The 22,075-nt window shown below is 63.2% G+C and carries 17 protein-coding genes; 10 read left to right on the forward strand and 7 right to left on the reverse strand.

Annotated features, from left to right (window positions below):
* The first annotated feature begins 256 nt into the window (after positions 1 to 256).
* The 7 genes from AC1RUK_RS00775 to mgrA all read left to right on the forward strand — a co-directional run bounded on the left by AC1RUK_RS00775 (position 257) and on the right by mgrA (position 7,870).
* A complete protein-coding gene (locus tag AC1RUK_RS00775) occupies positions 257 to 1,513 on the forward strand; it encodes an ABC transporter substrate-binding protein (RefSeq protein ID WP_481837161.1) in 1,257 nt (418 codons plus the stop codon).
* 296 nt (positions 1,514 to 1,809) lie between these two features.
* A complete protein-coding gene (locus tag AC1RUK_RS00780; protein WP_481837160.1) occupies positions 1,810 to 2,700 on the forward strand; it encodes a carbohydrate ABC transporter permease in 891 nt (296 codons plus the stop codon).
* Positions 2,697 to 3,632: a carbohydrate ABC transporter permease gene (locus AC1RUK_RS00785; RefSeq protein WP_481837159.1), complete on the forward strand. Its 936-nt coding sequence runs from the start codon at positions 2,697 to 2,699 to the stop codon at positions 3,630 to 3,632. The genes AC1RUK_RS00780 and AC1RUK_RS00785 overlap by 4 nt, the downstream gene beginning before the upstream one ends.
* On the forward strand, positions 3,632 to 4,732 hold the full coding sequence (locus AC1RUK_RS00790; protein ID WP_481837158.1) for an ABC transporter ATP-binding protein: 1,101 nt from the start codon (positions 3,632 to 3,634) through the stop codon (positions 4,730 to 4,732). The genes AC1RUK_RS00785 and AC1RUK_RS00790 overlap by 1 nt, the downstream gene beginning before the upstream one ends.
* A gap of 56 nt (positions 4,733 to 4,788) precedes the next feature.
* Entirely contained in the window at positions 4,789 to 5,535 is a 747-nt protein-coding gene (locus tag AC1RUK_RS00795; protein ID WP_481837157.1) for a sugar phosphate isomerase/epimerase family protein, read from the forward strand.
* Between the two features lie 11 nt (positions 5,536 to 5,546).
* Positions 5,547 to 6,689 (forward strand): Gfo/Idh/MocA family protein, encoded by a 1,143-nt coding sequence (locus tag AC1RUK_RS00800; RefSeq protein WP_436173553.1) that lies wholly within the window; start codon positions 5,547 to 5,549, stop codon positions 6,687 to 6,689.
* Between the two features lie 134 nt (positions 6,690 to 6,823).
* Entirely contained in the window at positions 6,824 to 7,870 is a 1,047-nt protein-coding gene (gene mgrA, locus AC1RUK_RS00805; protein ID WP_481837156.1) for an L-glyceraldehyde 3-phosphate reductase, read from the forward strand.
* A gap of 62 nt (positions 7,871 to 7,932) precedes the next feature.
* Here mgrA and AC1RUK_RS00810 read toward each other — a convergent pair whose 3' ends face one another.
* Complete coding sequence (locus AC1RUK_RS00810) at positions 7,933 to 9,018, reverse strand: S1 family serine peptidase (RefSeq protein ID WP_481837155.1); 1,086 nt, start codon at positions 9,016 to 9,018, stop codon at positions 7,933 to 7,935.
* Positions 9,019 to 9,409: 391 nt separating this feature from the next.
* Between AC1RUK_RS00810 and AC1RUK_RS00815 the strand changes: the two genes are divergently transcribed.
* Both AC1RUK_RS00815 and AC1RUK_RS00820 read left to right on the forward strand, forming a co-directional pair.
* Positions 9,410 to 10,519: a trypsin-like serine peptidase gene (locus AC1RUK_RS00815; protein ID WP_481837154.1), complete on the forward strand. Its 1,110-nt coding sequence runs from the start codon at positions 9,410 to 9,412 to the stop codon at positions 10,517 to 10,519.
* Positions 10,520 to 10,688: 169 nt separating this feature from the next.
* Entirely contained in the window at positions 10,689 to 12,527 is a 1,839-nt protein-coding gene (locus AC1RUK_RS00820; protein ID WP_481837153.1) for an MORN repeat-containing protein, read from the forward strand.
* Position 12,528: 1 nt separating this feature from the next.
* On the opposite strand, the gene amrB is transcribed toward AC1RUK_RS00820, so the two are convergent.
* The 5 genes from amrB to AC1RUK_RS00845 form a co-directional block, all read right to left on the reverse strand.
* The gene (amrB, locus tag AC1RUK_RS00825; RefSeq protein ID WP_481837152.1) at positions 12,529 to 14,214 is read right to left on the reverse strand and encodes an AmmeMemoRadiSam system protein B; all 1,686 of its coding nucleotides are present in this window, start codon (positions 14,212 to 14,214) and stop codon (positions 12,529 to 12,531) included.
* Positions 14,211 to 17,174 (reverse strand): caspase family protein, encoded by a 2,964-nt coding sequence (locus AC1RUK_RS00830; protein ID WP_481837151.1) that lies wholly within the window; start codon positions 17,172 to 17,174, stop codon positions 14,211 to 14,213. Before AC1RUK_RS00830 ends, amrB begins: the two co-directional genes overlap by 4 nt.
* A gap of 75 nt (positions 17,175 to 17,249) precedes the next feature.
* Positions 17,250 to 17,969: a DUF4760 domain-containing protein gene (locus AC1RUK_RS00835; protein WP_436173546.1), complete on the reverse strand. Its 720-nt coding sequence runs from the start codon at positions 17,967 to 17,969 to the stop codon at positions 17,250 to 17,252.
* Complete coding sequence (locus AC1RUK_RS00840) at positions 17,966 to 18,337, reverse strand: hypothetical protein (protein WP_481837150.1); 372 nt, start codon at positions 18,335 to 18,337, stop codon at positions 17,966 to 17,968. The genes AC1RUK_RS00835 and AC1RUK_RS00840 overlap by 4 nt, the downstream gene beginning before the upstream one ends.
* A gap of 115 nt (positions 18,338 to 18,452) precedes the next feature.
* A complete protein-coding gene (locus AC1RUK_RS00845; RefSeq protein WP_481837149.1) occupies positions 18,453 to 20,669 on the reverse strand; it encodes a caspase family protein in 2,217 nt (738 codons plus the stop codon).
* A gap of 274 nt (positions 20,670 to 20,943) precedes the next feature.
* On the opposite strand from AC1RUK_RS00845, the gene AC1RUK_RS00850 reads away from it, so the two are divergent.
* On the forward strand, positions 20,944 to 21,348 hold the full coding sequence (locus AC1RUK_RS00850; RefSeq protein ID WP_006200431.1) for a Fur family transcriptional regulator: 405 nt from the start codon (positions 20,944 to 20,946) through the stop codon (positions 21,346 to 21,348).
* Positions 21,349 to 21,445: 97 nt separating this feature from the next.
* On the opposite strand, the gene AC1RUK_RS00855 is transcribed toward AC1RUK_RS00850, so the two are convergent.
* The gene (locus tag AC1RUK_RS00855; RefSeq protein ID WP_481837148.1) at positions 21,446 to 22,075 is read right to left on the reverse strand and encodes a LysE family translocator; all 630 of its coding nucleotides are present in this window, start codon (positions 22,073 to 22,075) and stop codon (positions 21,446 to 21,448) included.

The raw sequence follows: 22,075 nt of genomic DNA on the forward strand, positions 1-22,075 counted from the left end.
GCAGCTTGGGTCTGCGGTGCTGCCGGGACAGAAAACCATCGGAATTCAGCGGAGAAGACCTTTCAGGCGAATTCTTTGCAGCTTTCCTTGTTTTGCGGTGCAACTTTGCGTGCTGCGGTGCACAATGCGGTATTGGAAGGGGGATTTTGTTCGCAGCTCGAAAAATATCCAGACTGCTTTTGCGCGAGGGGTTGCGCACGTCACGCAATTGCCGTATCGAAAATCTGTAACGTTTCAGATTCTGGGAGGAACCGAAATGCGATATAAACTCTTGACTGCCGCGCTGACGGCGACGGCCGCGCTGCAGCTCGCCGGTCCGGCGGCTGCGACCGATCTGGAAGTGATTCACTGGTGGACGTCGAAGGGCGAGTCGGCGGCGGTCTCGCAGTTTGCGAAGGCCTTTGACAATGACGGCCACGGCGACAAGTGGGTGGACAGCGCCATTGCACTAGGCGAAACCGCCCGCTCGACCGTCATGCAGCGCGTGCTCGGCGGCGATCCGCCCGGTGCCGCCCAATTCAATCCCGGTCGGCAATACGAGGAACTGATTTCGGGCGGGAAGCTGCTCGATCTCACGGACGTCGCCACCGCCGGCAAGTGGGATGAGGTCATTCGCCCGAAGGCGATCGGCAGTGCCTGCCTCGTCGACGGCCACTGGTGGTGCGTTCCGGTCAACATTCATTCGAACTACTGGGCCTGGTACTCCAAGCCGGTCTTCGAGAAAGCGGGCGTGCCGGAGCCGAAGAGCATGGCCGATTTCATCGCGGCCGCACCGAAGATCAAGGAGGCAGGCCTCATTCCCTTCGCCATCGGCGGCGACGGAAACGGCTGGCAGATCCAGTTGCTCTTCCAGGACATGGTCACCGAGGCTCTCGGCGTCGCCAAGCGTGACGAGATGTATACCAAGAAGAGCGCCGAGATTGCCGGCGGCGCCGAGATGAAAGGCGTCTTCACCGAGTTGAGGACCCTGAAGCAGTTCACCGACAACGGCTACGCCAACCGCAACTGGAATGACACCACCAACCTGGTGATCACCGGCAAGGCCGGACTTCAGGTGATGGGCGACTGGGCGCGCGGCGAATTCGCGGCCGCCGGCATGACCGGGGTCAAGGATTTCGGCTGCATGATCGGCCTGAACGAGGACAAGCCGGTGGTCAGCACCGACGGCGACATCATCGTATTCTTCAAGCAGGACAATCCGGATGTCGAAGCAGCGCAGAAGCGTCTTGCGGCGCTCCTCATCAGCCCGGAGGTTCAGGTCGCCTTCAACAACGCCAAGGGTTCCATGCCTGTGCGTGGCGACGTCGACATGTCGACGGCCGACCCGTGCATGCAGAAATCCCTGAAAGCGGTGGAAAACCCTTCCAACATCGTCACTGCGACGAACCGGTTCATCACCGAGAACACTAACCAGCAGATCAATGAGCTCGTCTCGCAATACTTCGCGGACGACTCCATGACAGCTGACGACGCCACTGCGAAGTTTTCTACCATCATCGGCAATTCCGACTAGAGCCTGTTCCATCCCGATAGAATCGGGATGGGGCTCTATTTTTTTGTTTGAGCATGATCTTTTCCGAAAACCGGTACCCACTTTTCGGGATCATGCTTTCGGAACCGATCAGCACCCAGAGGCGCCGCCCTTGCGGCGGCGCCTCGGTCGCCTCCCGACCCGAGATAAGAATCCTTTTCTCGGCGACGGGCTGACAATCGCAGGCCGAAAAGTCGCGGCGGTTCGGAGCCCGGTCGTTCGGACAACGCGTCGGCAGACTGCCCCAGAGTGTCGGTGGAAGCGGAGAAAGACGGACGATGCAGAAGAGCTGGAGGCGCAGATTTCACCTGCCCGCCGTCATCGGGACGATACCGATGATTCTCGTCGCCGTCGGCGTGTTCGTGATCGGCATCGGCTTCTCGGTGCTCTGGTCTTTCACCAGTTCGAAGCTGTTCCCCACCTATGATTTCGTCGGTCTGGCACAGTATAGGCGCCTTTGGGCCGACAGCCGCTGGCTCGTCTCGGTCAACAACATCTGGTTCTTCGGCCTGATGTCCATCACCTGCAACATGGTGTTCGGCTACCTGCTCGCCGTTTTCATGGACCAGCGCATCCGCCAGGAAGACCTGTTCCGCTCGATCTTCCTGTATCCTTTCGCCATGTCGCTGATCGTCACCGGTCTCGTGTGGCAATGGGTGCTCGACCCCAATCTCGGCCTGCAGGCGGCGCTCCGCAATTTGGGCTGGTCGAGCTTCAGCTTCGCCCCGTTGGTCGATGCCGAGACCGCGCTGTACGCGCTGGTCGTGGCGGGCATCTGGCAGGGCTCGGGCGTGACGATGGCGATCCTGCTTGCCGGCCTGCGCGGCGTTGACGAGGAGATCTGGAAAGCGGCGAGGGTCGACGGCATCCCGACGTGGCGCACGCACATGTCCATCGTGGCGCCAATGATGAAGGGTGCCTTCGCCACCGCCTTCGTTCTCCAGTGCGTAGGCGTGGTGCGCGTCTACGACCTGGTTATCGCCATGACCGGCGGCGGTCCCGGCATCTCCACGTCCATGCCGGCAGTCTACGTCATCCAGCTCATCACAGTCCGCCAGAACGTCGGCCAAGGCATGGCCGCGGCAACGATGATGCTGCTGCCGGTCCTGGTCGTGTTGGCTTTCAGCGGAATTCTACTGTGGCGGCGAAACCGGGAAGCGAGCGCATGACCGCCGGCCAGATCACCGCAATTCAGCCTGTCCAGGAAGCGCCGGATCAGGCCGGCGTGGGGCCATTCGGGCCGAAACCGCGTCGGATATCGGTCGGCCGCCTCGGCCTTTATGCTTTCCTGGTCGTCGCGGCTCTCTTCTTCCTCATCCCGGTCTACATCATGATCGTGACATCGCTGAAGGGGATGCCGGAGATCAGGCTGGGGCATCTTTTCAACCTTCCGGGCGAGCCGACCTTTCAACCTTGGGCCGACGCCTGGCTTCATGCCTGCACCGGTCGCGACTGCAACGGCCTCAGTCCCGGCTTTTACAATTCGGTGAAGATCACCCTGCCCAGCGTGGTCATCTCGATCATCTGCGCGTCGATCAACGGTTACGCGCTGACCTTCTGGCCGTACAAGGGCGCCAACCTGCTCTTCGGGTTGCTCGTGTTTGGCGCCTTCGTGCCTTATCAAGTGGTGATCTATCCTTTGATCATCGGGCTGAGCTCGGTCGGGCTGTTCGCGTCCCTCCCCGGCATCATCATCGTGCACACGATCTTTGGCATGCCCATCCTGACGCTGCTGTTCCGCAATTTCTACGCGGCAATACCGGTCGAGCTGTTCAAGGCAGCGCGCGTCGACGGTGCGGGTTTCTGGCGCATCTTTTTCCACATCATGCTGCCGATGTCGCTGCCGATCACGGTCGTCGCCGTCATCCTGCAAGTTACCGGTATCTGGAACGACTTCCTGTTCGGCATCGTGTTTGCCGGGCGGCCCAACTGGCCGATGACGGTGCAGCTCAACAACATCGTCAACACCACGACCGGCGTGAGGGAGTACAATGTCAACATGGCGGCTACCATCCTGACGGCGGCGGTGCCCCTGCTCATCTACTTCATCTCCGGAAGATGGTTCGTGCGCGGCATCGCCGCCGGCGCGGTGAAAGGCTAATGGATATGGCGCAGAACGGTACCAGCGTTTCGATCCAGGACCTGTCGCTGAGTTTCGGCGTCATCTCGGTACTGCACACGCTCAATCTCGATGTCGCCGAGGGCGAGTTCATCGTGCTGCTCGGGCCGTCGGGCTGCGGCAAGTCGACCTTGCTCAACTGCATTGCCGGCCTGCTCGACATTTCGGAAGGCCGCATCTTCATCAAGGGCAAGAACGTCACCTGGGAGGAGCCCAAGGACCGTGGCATCGGCATGGTGTTCCAGTCCTATGCGCTCTATCCGCAAATGACGGTGGAGCGGAATCTGTCCTTCGGCCTGCGCGTCGCCGGCGTGCCCAAGGAGGAGATCGACAGGCGCATCGCGCGCGCCGCCGAGATCCTTCAGATCGAGCCGCTCTTGCAGCGCAAGCCGTCGGCGCTCTCGGGCGGCCAGCGCCAGCGCGTGGCGATTGGGCGGGCGCTGGTGCGTGACGTCGATGTCTTCCTGTTCGACGAGCCGCTTTCCAACCTCGACGCCAAGTTGCGAGCGGAACTGCGCGTCGAAATCAAGCTGCTGCATCGCAAGCTGCAGAATACCATGATCTACGTCACCCACGACCAGATCGAGGCAATGACGCTGGCCGACCGCATCGCGGTGATGAAGGGCGGCGTCATCCAGCAGCTCGACGCGCCGCAGACCATCTACAACCGCCCGGTCAACCGCTTCGTCGCCGGCTTCCTCGGCTCGCCGGCGATGAACTTCATCGATGGCAGGCTGGAGAAGGACAGCGGCGACTGGCACTTCGCCGTCGAGGACGTGCGCATCCCGCTCGCGACCTACGCCTTCGAGAAGGAACCGACGCCAGGGCCGGCCGTGTTCGGCATGCGTCCCGAGCATGTCGCCTTCAACAGCGGCGCAGGCTGGCCATTCACGGCGACGGCGAATGTCGAGGTCGTCGAGCCGATGGGATCCGATACGCTGGTCTGGCTGAAGCTCGGCAAGCAGAACTTCACCGTCAGGGTGACATCGGAGCGTACGCCGAACAATGCGGACACGGTCAGTATCGGCTTCGACCCGATGCGGGCCTCGCTCTTCGACGCCCAAACCGGCAACCGCCTTTAAACTTCTCCCAAGATACGCCCCAAGATCCATCCCCCAAGAAAAAACGGATAGAGACGATGAACTGGTCATTCCAACTTTACAGCGCCCGCAATTTCCAGCCGTGGGAGGGCGTGCTGAAGACGCTCGGCGAACTCGGCTACAAGCAAGTTGAAGGGTTCGGCGGCGTCTATGACGATCCCAAGGCCTTCCGCGCCGAGCTCGACAAGAACGGGCTTTCGATGCCGACCGGGCACTTCTCGATCGACGCGTTGGAAAATGATTTCGACGGCGTGCGCAGAACAGCCGACGCGCTCGGCATCACGCTCGTCATCTGCCCCTATCTGCTCGCCGAGCAGAGGCCGTCCGATGCCGCCGGCTGGCGCGGTTTCGGCGAGCGGCTCGCCAAGGTCGGCGAGACGGCGCAAAGGGCCGGCTACGGCTTTGCCTGGCATAACCATGATTTCGAGTTCAAGAAGCTCGCCGACGGCTCGGTGCCGCAGGACCACATCCTCACGGCGGCGCCCGACATCGGCTGGGAGATGGACGTCGCCTGGGTGGTGCGCGGCGGCTCTGATCCGCTGCCCTGGATCGAAAAGCACGGCAAGCGCATCAGCGCCGTCCATGTCAAGGACATGGCCAAGCCAGGCGAGGGGCTCGACGAGGACGGCTGGTCGGATGTCGGCCACGGCACGATCGACTGGGCTGGGCTGATCAAGGTATTGCGCGCCAACAGCGTCGCCAAGTACTACGTCATGGAACAAGACAATCCCAACGACATCGAACGCTTCGCCCGCCGCTCGATCGCATCCGTCAAGGCTTACTAGGAACAATCATCATGGCAAAGAAACTGGGTATCGGCGTCATCGGCTGCGGCAACATCTCGAAGGCGTATTTCTCGCTGGCGCCGTTGTTCCGCGGCATCGAGATGCGCGCTTGCGCCGACATCAACATGGACGCTGCGAAGGCGCGGGCGAAGGAGTTCAAGCTGCGCGCCGAGACTGTCGATGATCTGCTCAAAGCCGACGACATCGACATCATCGTCAACCTCACCATTCCGGCGGTGCACTATGAGGTGTCGAAGCAGATCCTCGACGCCGGCAAGCACGTCTATTCGGAAAAGCCGTTCGTGCTGTCGATCAAGGAAGGGCTCGACCTGAAGAGCCGGGCGGAGAAAAAGGGGCTGCGCATCGGCTCGGCACCCGACACCTTCCTCGGCGGCGCGCACCAACTGGTGCGCAACCTGATCGACACCGGCGCGCTCGGCAAGATCACCAGCGGTACCTGCCATGTCATGGGCCACGGCATGGAGCACTGGCATCCCAATCCGGACTTCTTCTTCCAGCCGGGCGCCGGTCCGGTGCTTGATATCGGACCTTACTACATCACCAACCTGATCCAGCTGATCGGGCCGGTGAAGCAGGTGGCGGCGTTCGCTTCGATCCCGGCGACGGAGCGGACGATTTCGTCGAAGCCGCGCGCCGGCGAAAAAATCCCGGTCAACACGCCGACGACCATCCACGGCCTGCTGGAGTTCGAGAACGGCGCCGTCATCACGCTCAACACCAGCTGGGACGTCTGGAGCCACGGCCATGCGCCGATGGAGCTCTATGGCGAGGCGGGCACGGTGTTCGTGCCGGATCCGAATTTCTTCGGCGGCGACGTGCGCTTCACCGAGGCGGCCAAGCCGGTCAAGAAACTGCCGAAATGGAAACATCCTTTCGGTGTTCCCAATGAAATGCACGGACAAGGCATGATGGCCAACTATCGCACCGCCGGCCTTGCCGACATGGCGATCGCAATTGCCGAAGGGCGGCCGCATCGCTGCTCGATGGAGCTGGCGTTGCATGCCGTCGACGTGATGACCGGCATATTGCGCTCGGGCGAAACCGGCAAATTCGTCGCCATGCAGACAACCTGCGAGCGGCCGGCCGCGCTTGGTATCAAGGAAGCGAAGGCGCTGATGGCCAAGAAGAAGTAGGCTGCAACGATTATCGATAATTTTGACTAACCCCTCTCCCCCTTCTTCCGGGGAGAGGGTAAAGGGTGGGGCGCAGGGCTCGCTCATCGCACTGCGATGGTTGGCCTGGTCCGTTTCAGATTCGAGGATTCCCCATGCCCTATGTCGCCGCCGAAAACCGCTACGAGAAAATGATCTACAACCGCTGTGGGCGGTCCGGCCTGAAGCTGCCGGCCATCTCGCTCGGGTTGTGGCACAATTTCGGCAACGACACGCCGCACAAGACCAAACAGGCCATCGTACGCAGGGCCTTCGACCTCGGCATCACGCATTTCGATCTCGCCAACAATTACGGTCCGCCTCCCGGTTCGGCGGAGAGCGCCTTCGGTGAAATATTGCACACCGACTTTGCCGCCTATCGCGACGAGATGATCATCTCGACCAAGGCCGGCTACGAGATGTGGGCAGGTCCCTACGGCGAATGGGGTGGGCGCAAATATGTTCTGGCCAGCCTCGACCAGAGCCTGAAGCGGATGGGGCTCGATTATGTCGATATCTTCTATTCGCACCGCTTCGACCCCGATACGCCGCTGGAGGAGACGATGGGAGCGCTCGACCAAGCGGTGCGCTCGGGCAAGGCGCTCTACGCCGGCATCTCGTCCTACAATTCGCAGCGCACGCGCGAAGCGGCCGACATACTGAAGCAGCTCGGCACGCCCTGCGTCATCCACCAGCCGAGCTATTCGATGCTCAACCGCTGGGTCGAGGAGGACGGGCTGCTCGACACGCTGGAAGGGCTTGGCGTCGGCTCGATCGTGTTCTCGCCGCTGGCGCAAGGCATGCTGACCGACAAGTATCTCGGTGGGATCCCTGACGGCAGCCGCGCTGCCCAGGGCAAGTCGCTGCGGCCCGCCTTCATCAACGACAAGTCCATCGACAACATCAAGGCGCTGAACGCGATTGCCGGCCGCCGCAGCCAGACGCTGGCGCAGATGGCGCTGGCCTGGGTGCTGCGCAAGGGCCGGGTGACCTCGGCGCTGATCGGCGCCAGCCGGCCGGAGCAGGTCGAGGATTGCGTCGGCGCGCTGAAGGCGCTCGACTTCAGCGATGCCGAACTTACGGAAATCGATACCTACGCGCGCGAGGCCGACATCAATCTTTGGGCGGCCTCGGCCGAGCGCAAGGGTCCGCCAAGGAAATAGATAAGCCGGCAAAGTATCGAAAACGGCGGGAGGTTCCCGCCGTTTTCATTTGAGGCTTGTTCTCAGGGCTTCTTCGCAGTGCCGGCACCAGCCTTGGGTGCTGCCGGGGCCGCTGCGGGGCCGTTCATCTTTTCCTCGATCCAGCCCGTGTAGTTGGCCAGCCGCGTGTAGATGCCGTAGGCGTTCTTGTGGCCGCAGGCAGCACTGCCGTCCGCCGGGCCTTCGCCCCAGGAAACGACGCCGACCTGGACCGGACCGTCGGCGCCGGTCATGAACAGCGGGCCGCCGCTGTCGCCGTTGCAGGCGTCGCGTTCGCCGCTGGCGGTGCCGGCGCAGATCATGTTGCCGGTCAAAGGATCGGACATGTCGGCGGCAATGGCATTGGCGGCTGCGTCGATGCCCCTCGCCGAATAGCGCATACGGCGGGCGAGATCGCTGAGCGCCGCTTTCAGGTCGCGCGCATAGATGTCCTTGATGCCGGTGTTGCAGGTCGTGTTCGGCTCGAGATCGAGGTCGGCCACCATCAGCGCCGTCGGGAACGTTCCGTCCTGCATCTTGCCCCAGCCGATGACAGTGGTCTTGCCGGACTCGGGCGTTGCCTCGCGGGCGAGTTTGATGGTCGGCGCATCGGCCGGCTCGGCCAGCCGGATCAGGCCGAGGTCACCGTCCATCGTCTGCTCGCTATAGCCTTCGTTGACGATGACCTCCGCCGCCTTGTAGCGCTTGCCTTCGCTGAGTTCGGTGGCTCCGGTCAGCACGGTGATCGCGCTCGCCGAGATCGGCTGGCCGTTGTCGACAAGGCAATGTGCTGCCGTCAGAACCCATTGCGGGGCGATCAGGCTGCCGCCGCAGAATTGCGCGTCCGGCTGCGAGGCCGGGCTTTCGTCGAGCCTGTCGGTGGTCAGCAGCGCCACCTGGAACGGGTAGGCGCCCTTCTCGGCCTCCTTGCCGCCATAGACGCGATCGGCGCCGTCGGGGTTCTCGGCCTTGGCCTTAGCCCGGGCTTCCGCCACGCGCTTCATCGGCGAAACCGCAGCTTCCGGCCGGGCGGTTGAGTCGGCCGCATGAATGGCACTGACAGTCGCGAGCGCTGCCATGCCGGCCAGCAATGCTGCGGCGAACGGCCTGAAGCGATGGATGATGTTCAACTGGACCTCCTGAGACGTGCGTTCCTGGACAGGCCGGCTGGGTACATGATCCGCCACCGGGGAACCGGTTCGACGATCGGTCGTGCGCCAGTCCAGATCGGCGCGCGACCGGTCATAAAACCGAATGCCACGTCTGCTAGTCGTGCCCGCGAGCAATGCCTGCTCAAAACCCTATAGCCCCCCACGGGCTACGTGGAAGCGATTTGTCGTTGCCAATGTTGGAATATTTTAGGCAGTATATCGCGGGGATGTTTTTGGCGGGGGCCTCAATTGACAGCGCGGGGCAATAATCTGGTGTGCGCTACCGAAGCTCGGTTTTGGCGCCACCACGATCTCGACAATATTTCTCTATCTTGATCCAGTCCTTGCTGACTTTTGGGAGAGTCTCACCGTGACAAAACTGACAAACACCATCATTGCGTCCGCATTGCTTTCCACCGCCATGTGGGCGATGCCCGCTTTCGCCGCCGAACCCGGCTCGGCGAATGCCGGCAACGGCGAAAGCATGCGCGATGCGACTTCGGGCGACTACAAACCGGGCCGGGCAAAGCCGATCGTTACGCCGAAACTGACGGAGGACGAGGCCAGCCGCGCCGCGCCGCTCGCCGACGAGGCGACGGCGGTCAAATCCTATGGCATCGTCGGACGTTCCGCCGACGGCAAGGACATCAAGATCGGTGCGGACGAGGCGCTGAAGGACCTGATCATCAAGGAACTGAATGCGCCGGCAGACGGACAGAAATCCGACGCGACGTCGGGTCCGCAGAATACCGCGGATCCTGGCTTGCCGGAAGGCGAGGCCGGCCGTCAGGTCTTCGGCCCCGACGATCGCGAGCAGGTCAAGAACACCAAGACCTATCCGTTCTCGGCTATCGGCTATCTCGAAGCGAAGTCACCGAAGACCGGCAGTTTCGGCAGTTGCTCGGCGACGCTGATCGGCCCGCGCACCGTGCTCACCGGGGCGCACTGCCTCTACAGCCACGAGGATGGTGGTTGGCTCGACGAGTATCTGTTCGTGCCGGGCCTCAACGGCAGCACCGCCGATGATGCGCCGTTCGGCGCCTTCGCCTATGAGAGCGCCTATATCCTCCAGGGTTTCATCGACAACTATCAGGGCTATTACGGTTCGGTTATCCCGTGGGATCTCGGCATCGTCACGCTGAAGCAGGATGTCGGCACCAATCTCGGCTGGCTGGGCTATGCCAATTATGACGATCTCGGCGACTTCACCGCCAACATCGTCGGCTATCCCGGCGACAAGCCGATGGGCACGATGTGGAAGGCAAGCTGCGAAGTGCATGCCGAAAACATCGGCACCGAGTATTTCCAGTATGATTGCGACACGTTTCCGGGGTCGAGCGGAAGCTCGGTCTATGCCTATGACAGCGGCGCAAAGCAGCGTGTCATCACCGGCGTGAACGTGGCCGAAAGCCCGGATGCAAACACCGCCGTGCGCCTGAATACCGCCAATGTGCAATGGATCAACAGCCTCTACAAATAAGCCCCTCCGGTCCGCCGCGAAACACCGGTGAGATCCATTGGAAGACAGGCGATGGGAGCGATCCCGTCGCCGGCTTTTTCGTACGGGCAAATGGCGCATTGGGTGCGGGCTGCTTACTTGCGCCGCCTTGCGTGGCCGATTACGCTAGGTCATCCAAGGGGTTGGGGATATGGCGCGGGCAGGGACGATCTTCGGGATCAAGGTGATTGCGGCCGCTTCGATGCTGGCCGCGCTGACGGGCTCGGCGGCCTTTGCCGATAGCGCCGGTGCGCCGCAGGCCGGCGCCTGGGCGGAGCGCGTGCAGATCCTCTACCAGAGCGACACGCGTTCAGTGCTGCGCAGGAGCGTGCGGGTCTGGGATTTCAATCCGGAAAAGAACCTCGATTTCGTCTGGGGACCGGCGGCTGGCCAGTCGCCCGACCGGACCATCGCCGCCGACGGCACCGTCAGCGGCACGGGCAGGCTGACCTGGCGCGTGCGCGGCTCCGCGAGCTACGATCCCAAGACCGTCTATTCGAGCTATTTTGGCGAGATCAGCAATGGCCGACCGGACGGGCAAGGCCGGCTGGAACTGCGCTCCGGCGAAGTGCTCGAGGGCCGCTGGGTTGCCGGCAAGCTCGACGGCCAGGGCATCCATATCGATGCCGACGGCAACCGCTATGAGGGCGCGTTCGCCGCCGGCGTGCCGAACGGCCAGGGACGCCTGCTGTCCGCCACCGGCGAAATCTTTGCCGGCGTGTTTGTCGACGGGCTGAAGAACGGCAAGGGCCGTACGCGGCTGCCGGGCGGCACTGTCTATGAGTCCGACTGGGTCATGGGCAAGGAGACAGGCGGCGCGGGACCCGACGCGCTGGCCGACGCCAGGGTGGGCGGGCTGCTCAAGGCGCAGGCCGGCGGTGGTGCCGCCGACAAGGTCGAGATCGGCGTCGCCGTTGACCAGCGCATGACCCAGCAGGCCGACATGCAGTACCAGCATCTGGTGCGCGACGAAGATATCGCGGTCTATCCGGTGTCGGATGAATACAACGACGCCTGGAACGGCACCGGGCAGATCCGCACCGGCAATGTCTATGAGGGCATGGACTGGGAGCAGGCACCGGCCTTTGCCGAGGTCGATCTCAAGACGACCGACCAGTCCAAGGTCAAGCTCGACAGTCTCGAAATGAAGGTCGCCGCCAGCGAGGCCTACCGCAAACCGATGTTGTCGATCAGCGAGCATTTTGGCTGCGTCGGCTTCCGGCCGGATTTCTCGATCGTCAACAATGGCTGGGGCGACGTGAAGGGCATGAAGATGTCGATCCAGTTCACCAGGCTCGACGAAGAGTACAACCCGATCGGCGAGCCGAGCCGCGTGTTCACCAAGGACATCGGCGATTTCGCCGACGGAGCCGACGTTTCGATCAAGAGCGTTCTTGGCGAGGCCGGCGTCGACACCGCCAGCCTTGAGACGGGGCGGTTCCCGTGTCCATCGGTGGATGGTCTCAACGTCTGCCGCGCCCAACTTACCAACAAGATCAGGTTCGGCGAGGCGCTGGACTATCTCGGCACTCTCAATCAGGCGGTGACGCTGAACGCGATCGGCAAGTTCGATTATTCCTGGTCGGACGACCAGGGCAACGTCGTCCAGCAGAGCGAGGCGTTTCGCACGTCCATGACCATGGCGGTGTTCGAAGTTCCCGAATCGATGGCGGAATGCGGCGACGGCGGCGGCGGCTCGCCGGAAGCCATGCGCTACCAGAACGTCGAATTTCCGATCGGCAAGCACGACTACACCATTGCCATGCCGATGCGCGGCAACAAGAAGTTGAGTTCCTATACGGCGCGGCTGAAGATGTGGTCGGCGATGTCGTCGATCCATAGGTTCAGCATCGCAGCGCACTTCGCCGACGGCTCGACGCGCGAGAGCAAGCCGGTGACATTCTTCTATTTCCGGCCGAAGGAATCGCTGTTCGAAACCAGGACCGCGCCGGCGGCCTGCTACCTGCCTGCCGATATGCAGGGATGCTGAGTCATTTTCGCCCCATCTCAAAGTAGTTCGGCAGCGGAATGAGCCTGGGAAAGATCGTGCCCTGTCCGAAGACACGCAGTTCCAGCATCGAGCCTGACGACCGCTCTGCCTTCTGGTCGAACAGGAAATTGCCGAGCGAATAGACCTCAGCGACATCGCCGCCGGCAAGCGGCACGAGCGCCTCGCTCGACACATGCGGGTGGCTGCCGACGATGACCGAGACACCTCTTAGCCGCATCTGGTCGGCGAGCAATTCCTCGCGCGCGGACGGCTCCGTCTTGTACTCGCGGCCCCAGTGGACGAAGGCGACCAGCGGACGGCTGGCGTTCGTGCTGACCAGGCTGTCGAGCTGGTCGGGGGTCAGCAGGTCGGTGTTCTTCGAACCGTTGGTGTCGATGTCGGTCAGGCCGACAAGGTCGAGATCGATCAGCGCCAGCGCCTCGCCCTGGCCGAAATGAGGGATGCCGGCGGCGTCGAGCGCGCGAACCGTCTCGGCATAGCCTGACGGTCCGAGATCATAGGCATGGTTGTTGGCGAGGCTGACGCTGGCAACGTGCAGTCGCTTCAGCATGTCGATGGCAAGATCGGCGGGCATCGCCAGCGTCATGTCGTCGATGGCTTCCGGCACATTGGGCAGGACAACGCCCTCGAGGTTGACGATCAGCGGCCGCGATCCGGTCAAGGCGAGCACGTTGTCGACGATGCGGTCGGCGACGCCGTCGCGCAGCAGCACCTTCTTCATGGCGCGGCCGAAATTCACATCGCCGGCAAAATAGTAGATCCTGTCCTTTGTCCGGACCGGATTGTTGAAGCCGGGTCCGAAGGCGCCGAACAGGGCCACGATGTAGCTGGTCGTACGGTCGACGTAGTCGGTCGTCGTTTCCTGCGAATTCTCGTTGGCGACGACCAGTGGCGCGGCACCGAACAAGGCACGTTGCAGCTTGGTCTGGACATAGAGCGCGCCGACCGAGTCGGCGTGATCGGGCTGGCGCAGCGCCGCGATACCGTCGAGCGATCCGGCAGCCAGGACATTCAACGTCTGCTGGTCGAACCGCCGCGCATCGTGCTGCGGCAGATAGTGCGAAAAGTCGGTCGACTCGACGATCAGCGTGTTGTCGTCGACGATCGACTTGAGCGCCTCCGCGAGCTTGTCCCAGTCGGCACGGCGTGCCTTGACCGACATCGCCACCGGCACGATTTTCGCTTCAGGAAAATAATGACGCAGAAAGGGCAGCATCGCCATCACGCCATGCTCCTTGGCGAACAGGCAGGACTCCTCGATCATGTCGCCATTCGCCTCCAGCCGCTGGGCCGCCTCGGTGTCGATCGCCACTGGTCCAAGCGCGATGTCGAAGCCGCGCGTCGTCGTGGCAAACAGCTTGTGGGTCTTGTGAAAATGGTCCGGCGACAGGATGACGATGCGCTTGTAGCGGAAGCCGGACGCGGCGCGGAAACCGAGCGCGACGAGATCGGGCACCAGCAGATGATGCGGCACGGTGATGCCGGTCAGCCGCTGGTTCGAAGGTTCGACGTCGGCGACCTCGGCGATGGCGTCGCGAAACAGGGTTGCATCGTCGTAGAAGGACGGGAAGTTAGCGTTGCCGGGTGGGCAGGGGACGGGCTGCGCACGTACAGCGCCGACCGCGGTCAGCAACAGGACAGCAATCGCCAGCAGGCGCATACTCATGGCCCGGCCAGCACGATATTCTCGACGCCGCCGACATAGTAGAACGGCTTCTGCCGCGACGCGGTCAGCCGCACGACCTCGCGGGACACGAAGTCGGCGAGGCCGAACAGCGTCACGCCGCTGTCGGAGGTTCTGGCCTGGCCGCGCAGGCCTGCGAGGATCGAATAGGTGAAGACGCCGTGGCCGAGCTCGGGCAGTTCGGCGGCGGTGTTGTTGGCGGCGGTGGCCGAGAAGACGACGATGCGCGCGTCCTGCGCGTCCTTTTCCAGGCGCGGGTTGAAGGCGTTGGCGGCGTGGCAGGTGTCGAGCAACATGAAGCGCATGCCCTTGGCCCGTTCGACCGATTTCTGGATGTCCGCCCAATCGACGAGCGAGGAGCGCTTCCAGCGCTCGGCATCCTGTTTGCGGCCGTCGGTGGGGATGAAATAATAGTCCTCGTCGATGTTGATGCCGTGGCCGGCGACAAAGACGATGGTGGTGTCGTTCTCGCCGGGCCTGTCGAGGAAGTCAGCGAGCTGGTCGTCGATTGTGTCGGCGTCGGGTTCCAGAATCTGGTCGGTGCTGGCGACCCGGTACACGCTATCGGCATTGTCGGGCGCCTCGTCGAGGGCTTCGCGATTGACCATCACCAGCGTTTCCATGGACGAGAACAGCGGCGCCGATTTCTGCGCGATCACCTTGAGGAATTCCGTCGCATCGTCGACCGGGTAGCGCAGGTCGCAGGCGCGGCCGCCGCAGGCGTCGGTGAGGAAGGGATATTTGTCGACGCCGATGACGGCGACATAGAGCTTGCCCTTGTTCGCTTTCTTTTCGGCCTTCCTGGCCAGCGCCGTCACGCTGCGCTCGGTCAGATAGCCGAATTCATTGGTGCCGGTGATGCGGATGGTGTTCTCGCCGTCCTCGACCGGCACCTCGATAATGGTGCTCTTGCCGCCATCGACCGAGCGCGTGGTGACGTCGCCGACATTGCGGCTGTTCGACAGGATCGAGAAGCCGGCGATTTCGGCGCCTGCCTCGTCGGCGCCGGTGATCTCGACGGCGACGTAGCCATCGCGGACATTGCCCTGGTCGGCGGCGACACGGATGCCGAACTCCGGCGGTTTGCGCCGCAGCAGTTTTTCCAATTCGCGGTCGACGCCTGGCCGCATCTCTTCCACCGCCTGTTCGGCGCTGCGGAGGATGATGGCGCGGCGCACCATCTCGGGGCTCCAGAGATATTTCTTCAGCTGGCCGGCGCTGATGAAGCGGCCTTCATGGTCGCGGCCCTGGTTGACCTGCCAGCCGATCAGTCTGTCGCCGTCGCCGGAGGAATAGTAGTAGCCCTGCGGCATCCAGACGATCCATTCGGAGCCGGCAAAGAACATCGAGACGATCAGCCTGTGCGTCTTCAGGTTCCATAGACGCAAGGTCTGGTCGGCGCTGCCGGTGACCAGCAGGCCAGCGTCCTCCGAGACCGCCATGGCATTGATCTCGCCGGTATGCCCGGTGAATTCGCCTGATACACGCGCGGTGGCGGTCTTGTACTCTAGCAAGGTGCCGTCATTGCCGCCGGTGATCAGGCCAAGCCCGTTGTCGATGAGGCTGTAGGCCGAATGGACAAAGCCGTTGGTAGCGTCGTTTTCGATCGTGCGCGCCACCTTGCCGGCATTGGCGATCTCCAGCGCGGCATTTTCCAAATCGTTCTTGCCGCCCCGTGCGGCGTTCAGCGACCATTGGCCATCGGTCAAAGCGGCGCGGGTATAGTTTCCGGGATCCGTCAGGGCTTGCGGGTCATCGAAGAAGCGCTCCGCAGTCGGCAAGGCCAGTGCCTTGCTGAGCGCGCCACCAAGCTCGGGACAGGAGACGCGCTCGGGGCAGGGGTTGGCATTGCCCCAGGCAATGACGCCGTCGGCAGTGTCGATGCCGACCGCCATCACCGGCTCGCCGACGCCTTGCAACAACGCCTTGCGCTCACCGGTCATCGGGTCCCAGACCTGGATGGCGTTGCGGCTGCCGCCGGCGGTCGCCACCAGCGAGCCGTCGGTATTGGCCGTGCTGGCAAAGACGGTGCCGTCATGTCCGTCGTAGCGGAGCATCTCGGCGCCTGTCTCGGCGTTCCAGACGATCGTGCGGTGCTTGTCGGCGCAACTGTGGCCGCAAGAGGCGACCAGAAGCGATCCCGAAGCGAAGGTCAGCGAGCCGATCTGGAAATCCTGCTTCGGCATGGCGCGGACAAATTTTCCGTCGCTTGCCTGCCAGAGCTGGACCAGCCCGTCCTTGCCGCCAGTGGCGAACAGGCTGCCATCCTGCGACACGGCAAGCGCTGTGACACTGGTTTCCCTGAGCGGCTCGGCCTGGCTGGGAAGGGCGATCTCTTCGGCCTTCGCCACATCCCAGAGCCGGATGCCGTTGTCCGTGGTGACCGCGGCAATGCGCGTTCCTGAGTCAGCGAAGGCGAGCTTGTCGATATGCCAGGAATCGGCGTCGAGTTTCTCGCCCAGCGTCCAACCGGTCGCGGACTTGTTGTCGAGCCGCCACAGATAGACGAACCCATCGGCGCCGCCGGCTGCCAGGGTGTTGCCATCCGGGGAGAAGGCGATGTCGTAGATCGCGTAGTCCGCGGCCTTGAGTGCGGCCTTCATCTTGCCGGTGGAGATTTCGAACAGCCTGATGTCGCCGTAAGGTGGCTTGTCGCCGAGGCTGGCGCCGAAATAGCCGCCGGCGGCGATCGTCTTGCCATCGGGTGAAACCGCGACCGCGAAGACCTTGCCGTCGCTGCCCTGGCCGAGATAGCCGCGGATGGTGCGCAGCGTTACCCCGCTCTGCCAGTCCCAGACGCGAATGGTCTTGTCGTTCGAGGCCGAGACCAGCACCTGGCCATCCGGCGTGAAGGCAAGGTCGGTGACCTGGGCGCTATGGCCGCCGGTGTTGAGGTCGAGGTGGAAATCCAGCGCCTCCTCTGCCCGAACGATAGATGCCACGGCCAGGGCGCCGGCCACCGTCAACCAGCGGAGGGCACGCAAGAGCAATGAGCGGCCCGGCATGATGTCCCGCCGCTATTGAGCCGGAGCCGAAGGCGGCTGCCCAAGGCGTACATAGGTCTCGATCGGCAAGGCGAAGGTAGAAGAGCCCGCCTTGCGCTGCTTGTCTGCATAGCCGGCAAAGTAGCTCCAGAAGGAAACGGCATAGTCGCGGAAATAGGCGTCGGCCACCTTTTGCGAACAGAGCTTGCCTTCGACGCAGAAGGACAGGCGGTTGAGGAAATAGACGATGCGGTCGAAGTGATCGCTGAAGTCGGCCAGCAGCATGTCGCCGCCTTCCGCCGTCATCGCCTCGATGCCGATGCGCTGCCTGAATACCTGTTCCTCGGTCGGCGTCGGATTGGCGCTGAGCAGCTTGTCGTATTTGGCGTTGAGCGCCGCTAGGCGGTCCTTCAGCGCGCGCTGCGCCTGCTGGTAGTCCTTGGTCTCCCAAAGCTCGACGAGCGCCATCGTCTGCTCGACGCGCTTCTGGTCCTGGCTGGCCAGGAACTGGTAGATCGAGAACATCAGCGTGAAGATGATCGCCAGGCGCACCAGCAGTCCAGACCAGGCATAGACGAGCATGCGCCAGTCGCGATCGGTGAAGGGGTTCGCCTCCTTCTTGATCTCGTGACTGCTCGGCCACGGGAAACCCTCTGTCGTCTCGGGCAGCGTGGCCGCCTTCCCGGCTGCTGCCGGTGGCGGCGCCGGTGCTGGTGCCATCTGCTGTGTCGTCTTGCCCCCCGGCCTTTTCATCGGCAGCTGTCCAGGTCGATGGTGGCGGACGGGTCGAGCACAATGCCCGGCGCCTCGAGCTTTTCCTTCAGACAGTCGAGCTGCAGGTGCGAAATCAGGAATTGTACGTCCGGCTCGGCAGGCGCCTTGTTCGGCGACGGCAAGGCCTCGACTACACCGCGCGAGCCGCAGTTCGAGAGATCGACGACGATGGCTTCGCTGCTTGTCTTGGCGAACTGGTCGTACTGGTCGAGAAAGCAGCCTGCCAGCTCGGAATTGGTGACGATCTGCTTGGCACACAGGCCACAGGCCTCGTCCGCCAAGGCCTGGCCAAGCAGAAGTCCGGCAATTGAAAGCCCGGCTATCGCGCCACGCCAGGAAAGCATCATGATATTCACGAACGTCCTCATCCTTTTCGTCCGGCCGCGCCAGAATGTTCACATACCAGGCCGACCGCAAGAGGCCAGGCAACGATGCCGGCGAGACCCTTGCAGCGGCGTCTGCTCAGGCGCGCGGCACCGTCTCCATCGGGAAGATCATCACGGCGCCCTTCGGCCCGCTCTTGTCGCCAAATTTCATCACCGAGCGTGTCGCCGGCGCCATGCCGATGTCGGTCAGCATGTCGGAAAAGCTTGACCCGCCGACCGCGCGCGTCGCCGAGGGAACGCCGTCCTGCGCCAGGAAGGCCAGATCCTCCTTCTCGCTCTGCGGCGGCGCTTCGGTCAGCACCGCGATCATCCGCTCCATGCCGAAGCTGGTGTCGGTGAAGGCAAGCAGGCCTTCCTTCAGCCCGGCGTCGGGCGAGCCGTTGGCGGGCGCCAGCCGCTCGGCGACGATATGGGTGATCGAATAGTCGCTGCCGACATAGAGCACGTTGATGTCTATATATTTGTCGGAATCGTTCCTGGCTTTGATATGCACCTCGTCGCCGGGCGAAACGCGCGGCACCGTCGAGGCCTGCAGCGGCTCCAGCGCATCGCTGCCCTTGCGTTTGATCTCGAATTCGACGCTGACTTCTTCCGGCCGGTAGTCGGAAGCGGCCGCCAGCCGCGACAGCCCAGTGGCGCGGAAGATCGTCGTCAGGTTCTTTGCCGTCGCCTCAGCCAGCTTTGCCTGCTCGTCCGGATGGATGATGATCAGCGGCGGCCTGCCGCCATCCGTCAGAGTCACGTCGCCGGAAGCCGGCAGGAACCACAGAGCCGGCTTGTCGCTGGCATCGGCCGCAGCCCCGGCAATGGCATTCTCGCGCAGCACGGCCAGCCTCAGATCGGCACTCTTGCCGGCGTCGACCAGCTCGACATGGAAGCCCGATTTCTCCCGGGCCGCCAGTTCGTCGAGGACCGAATTGACCAGCGCGGTTTCCTTTTCGAGGCCGGCGGTCGCGGCGGGCCGCGCCACCACCAGCCTGTAGTCGACGGCGAGTTCGGCGAGGCGTGCATAGGCATTGGCGGGGATATCGGCCAGCTTCAGCGCCGGCTTGCCGTCGAACTCGACCGGCTTGATGCGGCTCTCAAGGTTCCTTGCCGACTGCACCTCGACATAGCCGAGCGCGTCGGAGAGCTGCGACAGCGCCGAAGGCAGGATGGCGAGCTTGCTGCCGGGGCTCAGGCGCTGCAGCAGCCCGGCGCCGATCGTCGCCGCATCGTCCTTGACCACCAAAGGCCATTGCATGACGGCGTCGGTCTTGTCCGTGCCGAAGACGCGGGCGTCGAGCTCGCCTTCGAACAGCGGTGTCGGCCGGGTGCGGCTGTCGGCCGAATATTGCTGCAGCACGGCCTGGCCGAGCTGGCGGTAGGTGACGTTGGGGTTCTCCGCCAGCTTGGACAGGATGGTGAAGGTGAACAGGCCGAAGCGCGGTGCATCCGCGGTGCCCTTGGGCAGCGGCATCTCCGGCGTCGTCTCGACGGTTTGCGCGGCATAGAAGGCGACCAGCTTGCCCTTGGTGATCGCCTCGCCGCCGGTCGGCGTCAGATTGAAGGCGGGCTTGCGCTGGCCGTTCTCGTCCAGACCGCGCGAGGCCGTCGCCGTGATGTCGTCATAGAGCTTCACGGCCGCCGTCCTTTCGGCCTCGCCGCCGCCGACGAGATCGGCGAACTCGACTTTGCGCTCCAACTCGTCATCGACTTCGGCCGCCCGCGTTGCCGTGCCGGAATGGCAGCAGTCGAAGACCACCCAGACGAAGGCGCCCTTGTCGCGGATGGCGTCGAGTGCCGTGCCGATCTCGTTGTCGATCAGCGCATTGGGCACGCCGGCATCGCGGTTGACCCATTTGTCGATGTCGACGGGAAGGAAGATCTCGTCGAGGCCGTCGGTCTCGTTGCCCTTCTTCGCCTCGGGCTGCTGGGCGCCGTGGCCGGACAGGTGCAGATAGACGAAGTCGTCGCGCTGCACCCTGGCGGCAAGGTCGGCAAGCGCCGCCTTGATCGCCGCATGTGTCGGCAGACCATTGGCGCCTTCGACATCCGTGCCCAGCAGCGTGATGTTTTCCGGGGCGAACGTCACCGGAGCGGGGGTGTTCTTCAGCAGATAGTCGCGCACCAGGCCGGCATCGTTCTTCGGCCCGATCAGCCAGTGCTTCTTCGGCAGGTTCGGATAGTCGGTACAAGCGACCAGCAGCGCATGGTAGGTGCGCCCGGCGGCAAGGGCGCGGAACGACAGCGTGCCGGCAAGTGTCAGCGCGGACACGCCGACAAGCAGCGTCCTGCGTGTCAAGCTGATCATGAATGCTTCCCCAAGCCCGATCGAATTTCCAAGCGCGGCAATCCTCGTCGAGGATCTTGTCAGTATTTTGAATGCGGTCAGGGCAGTCAACCCGCAACCGCGAGTGGAGCGGGCTGGGCCATGCCGTGCAGACAGGCGACCGGCAGTCTTGGAGCTAATGCAGATGACGGAAACAGTGGCAAAAAGGCCGGTTCGTCGCTATTTCAGTGTGACTGAAGCCGCTCGCATTCACCAATGACGTGCGGGCGGCGTGAAAATGATTGGAAGCAGGATCATGGCGGCAAGGGATGTGCTGACGAAAAACCAGCTGTGCGTGCTCGAAAAACTCGAGGCCGCTAGCGGGCCGCTCAGCGCCTATACGCTGCTCGACCAGCTTCGCGAGCGCGGTTTTCGCGCGCCGCTGCAGGTCTACCGCGCGCTCGATACGCTGGTGAAGTCTGGCTTCGTGCACAGGCTGGAAAGCCTCAATTCCTTCGTCGCCTGCGCCGAGCCGCATGACCACAGCCATTCAATGACCGCCTTCGCCATCTGCGACACCTGCGGCCAGGTGACGGAAATGTCCGACCACGACGTAGACCACCGGCTCGACGAATGGGTGCGCTCGACCGGCTTCGCCGCCAAGAAGGCGGTGATCGAGTTTCGCGGGACGTGTGCCAAGTGCCTGGCTGAGGCCGCTTAGAGCGGTTCAGCTTTTGATAGGATCGCCGGCCCGCTCTAAGTACTTGCTTTGCGCAATTCCGGACGGAAAACCGCTACGCACTTTTCCTGGAATTGCTCTAACGGGCGGTCGACCAGGCGAACCAGAATGCCACCAGCGCCAGCAGTGCGGAAAGCAGCCGTCGGCTGAAACGCTCCCGTCGGGGATCATTGAGGAACGGCTCCAGTGATCCCGCCAGCGCGACAATCATTCCATGTATTCCAGTTGCAATAGCCACATAGACCGCGGTGAGCAGGACAGTTTGGGCGAGGATCGGCCGTCCGGCGTCGACAAAGGTCGGCAGCACGGCGACATAGAAGATAGCCGCCTTGGGATTGAGAAGGTTGGTGACGAGCCCGCGCATGAAGTATCTGCCATGCGCGCCGCCACCAGCTGAAACCACGTCAGTCCCGGCGGTCCAGCCTTCCCAGGCAAGGTAGAGCAGAAACAACACTCCAGCCCAGCGAAGCCCTTCATAAAGGAACCGGGACGCCTGGATCAGTTCGGCGACGCCGAAGGCGGCAATCCCGCCGATCGCGGCAAGGCCCAAAGCGATGCCCGCGACCGTCGCGAAACCGGCGCGGCGGCCGTCGCTGGCGGAAACCAGCGCCAGATAGGTCATGTTCGGTCCGGGCGTCAATTCAATCAGCAGGCATGCGAACCCAAAGGAAAGGAACGTGCCCGTCGAAAGCGGCAGGACGCCGCTCAC

The sequence above is a fragment of the Mesorhizobium monacense genome, from assembly GCF_056781675.1.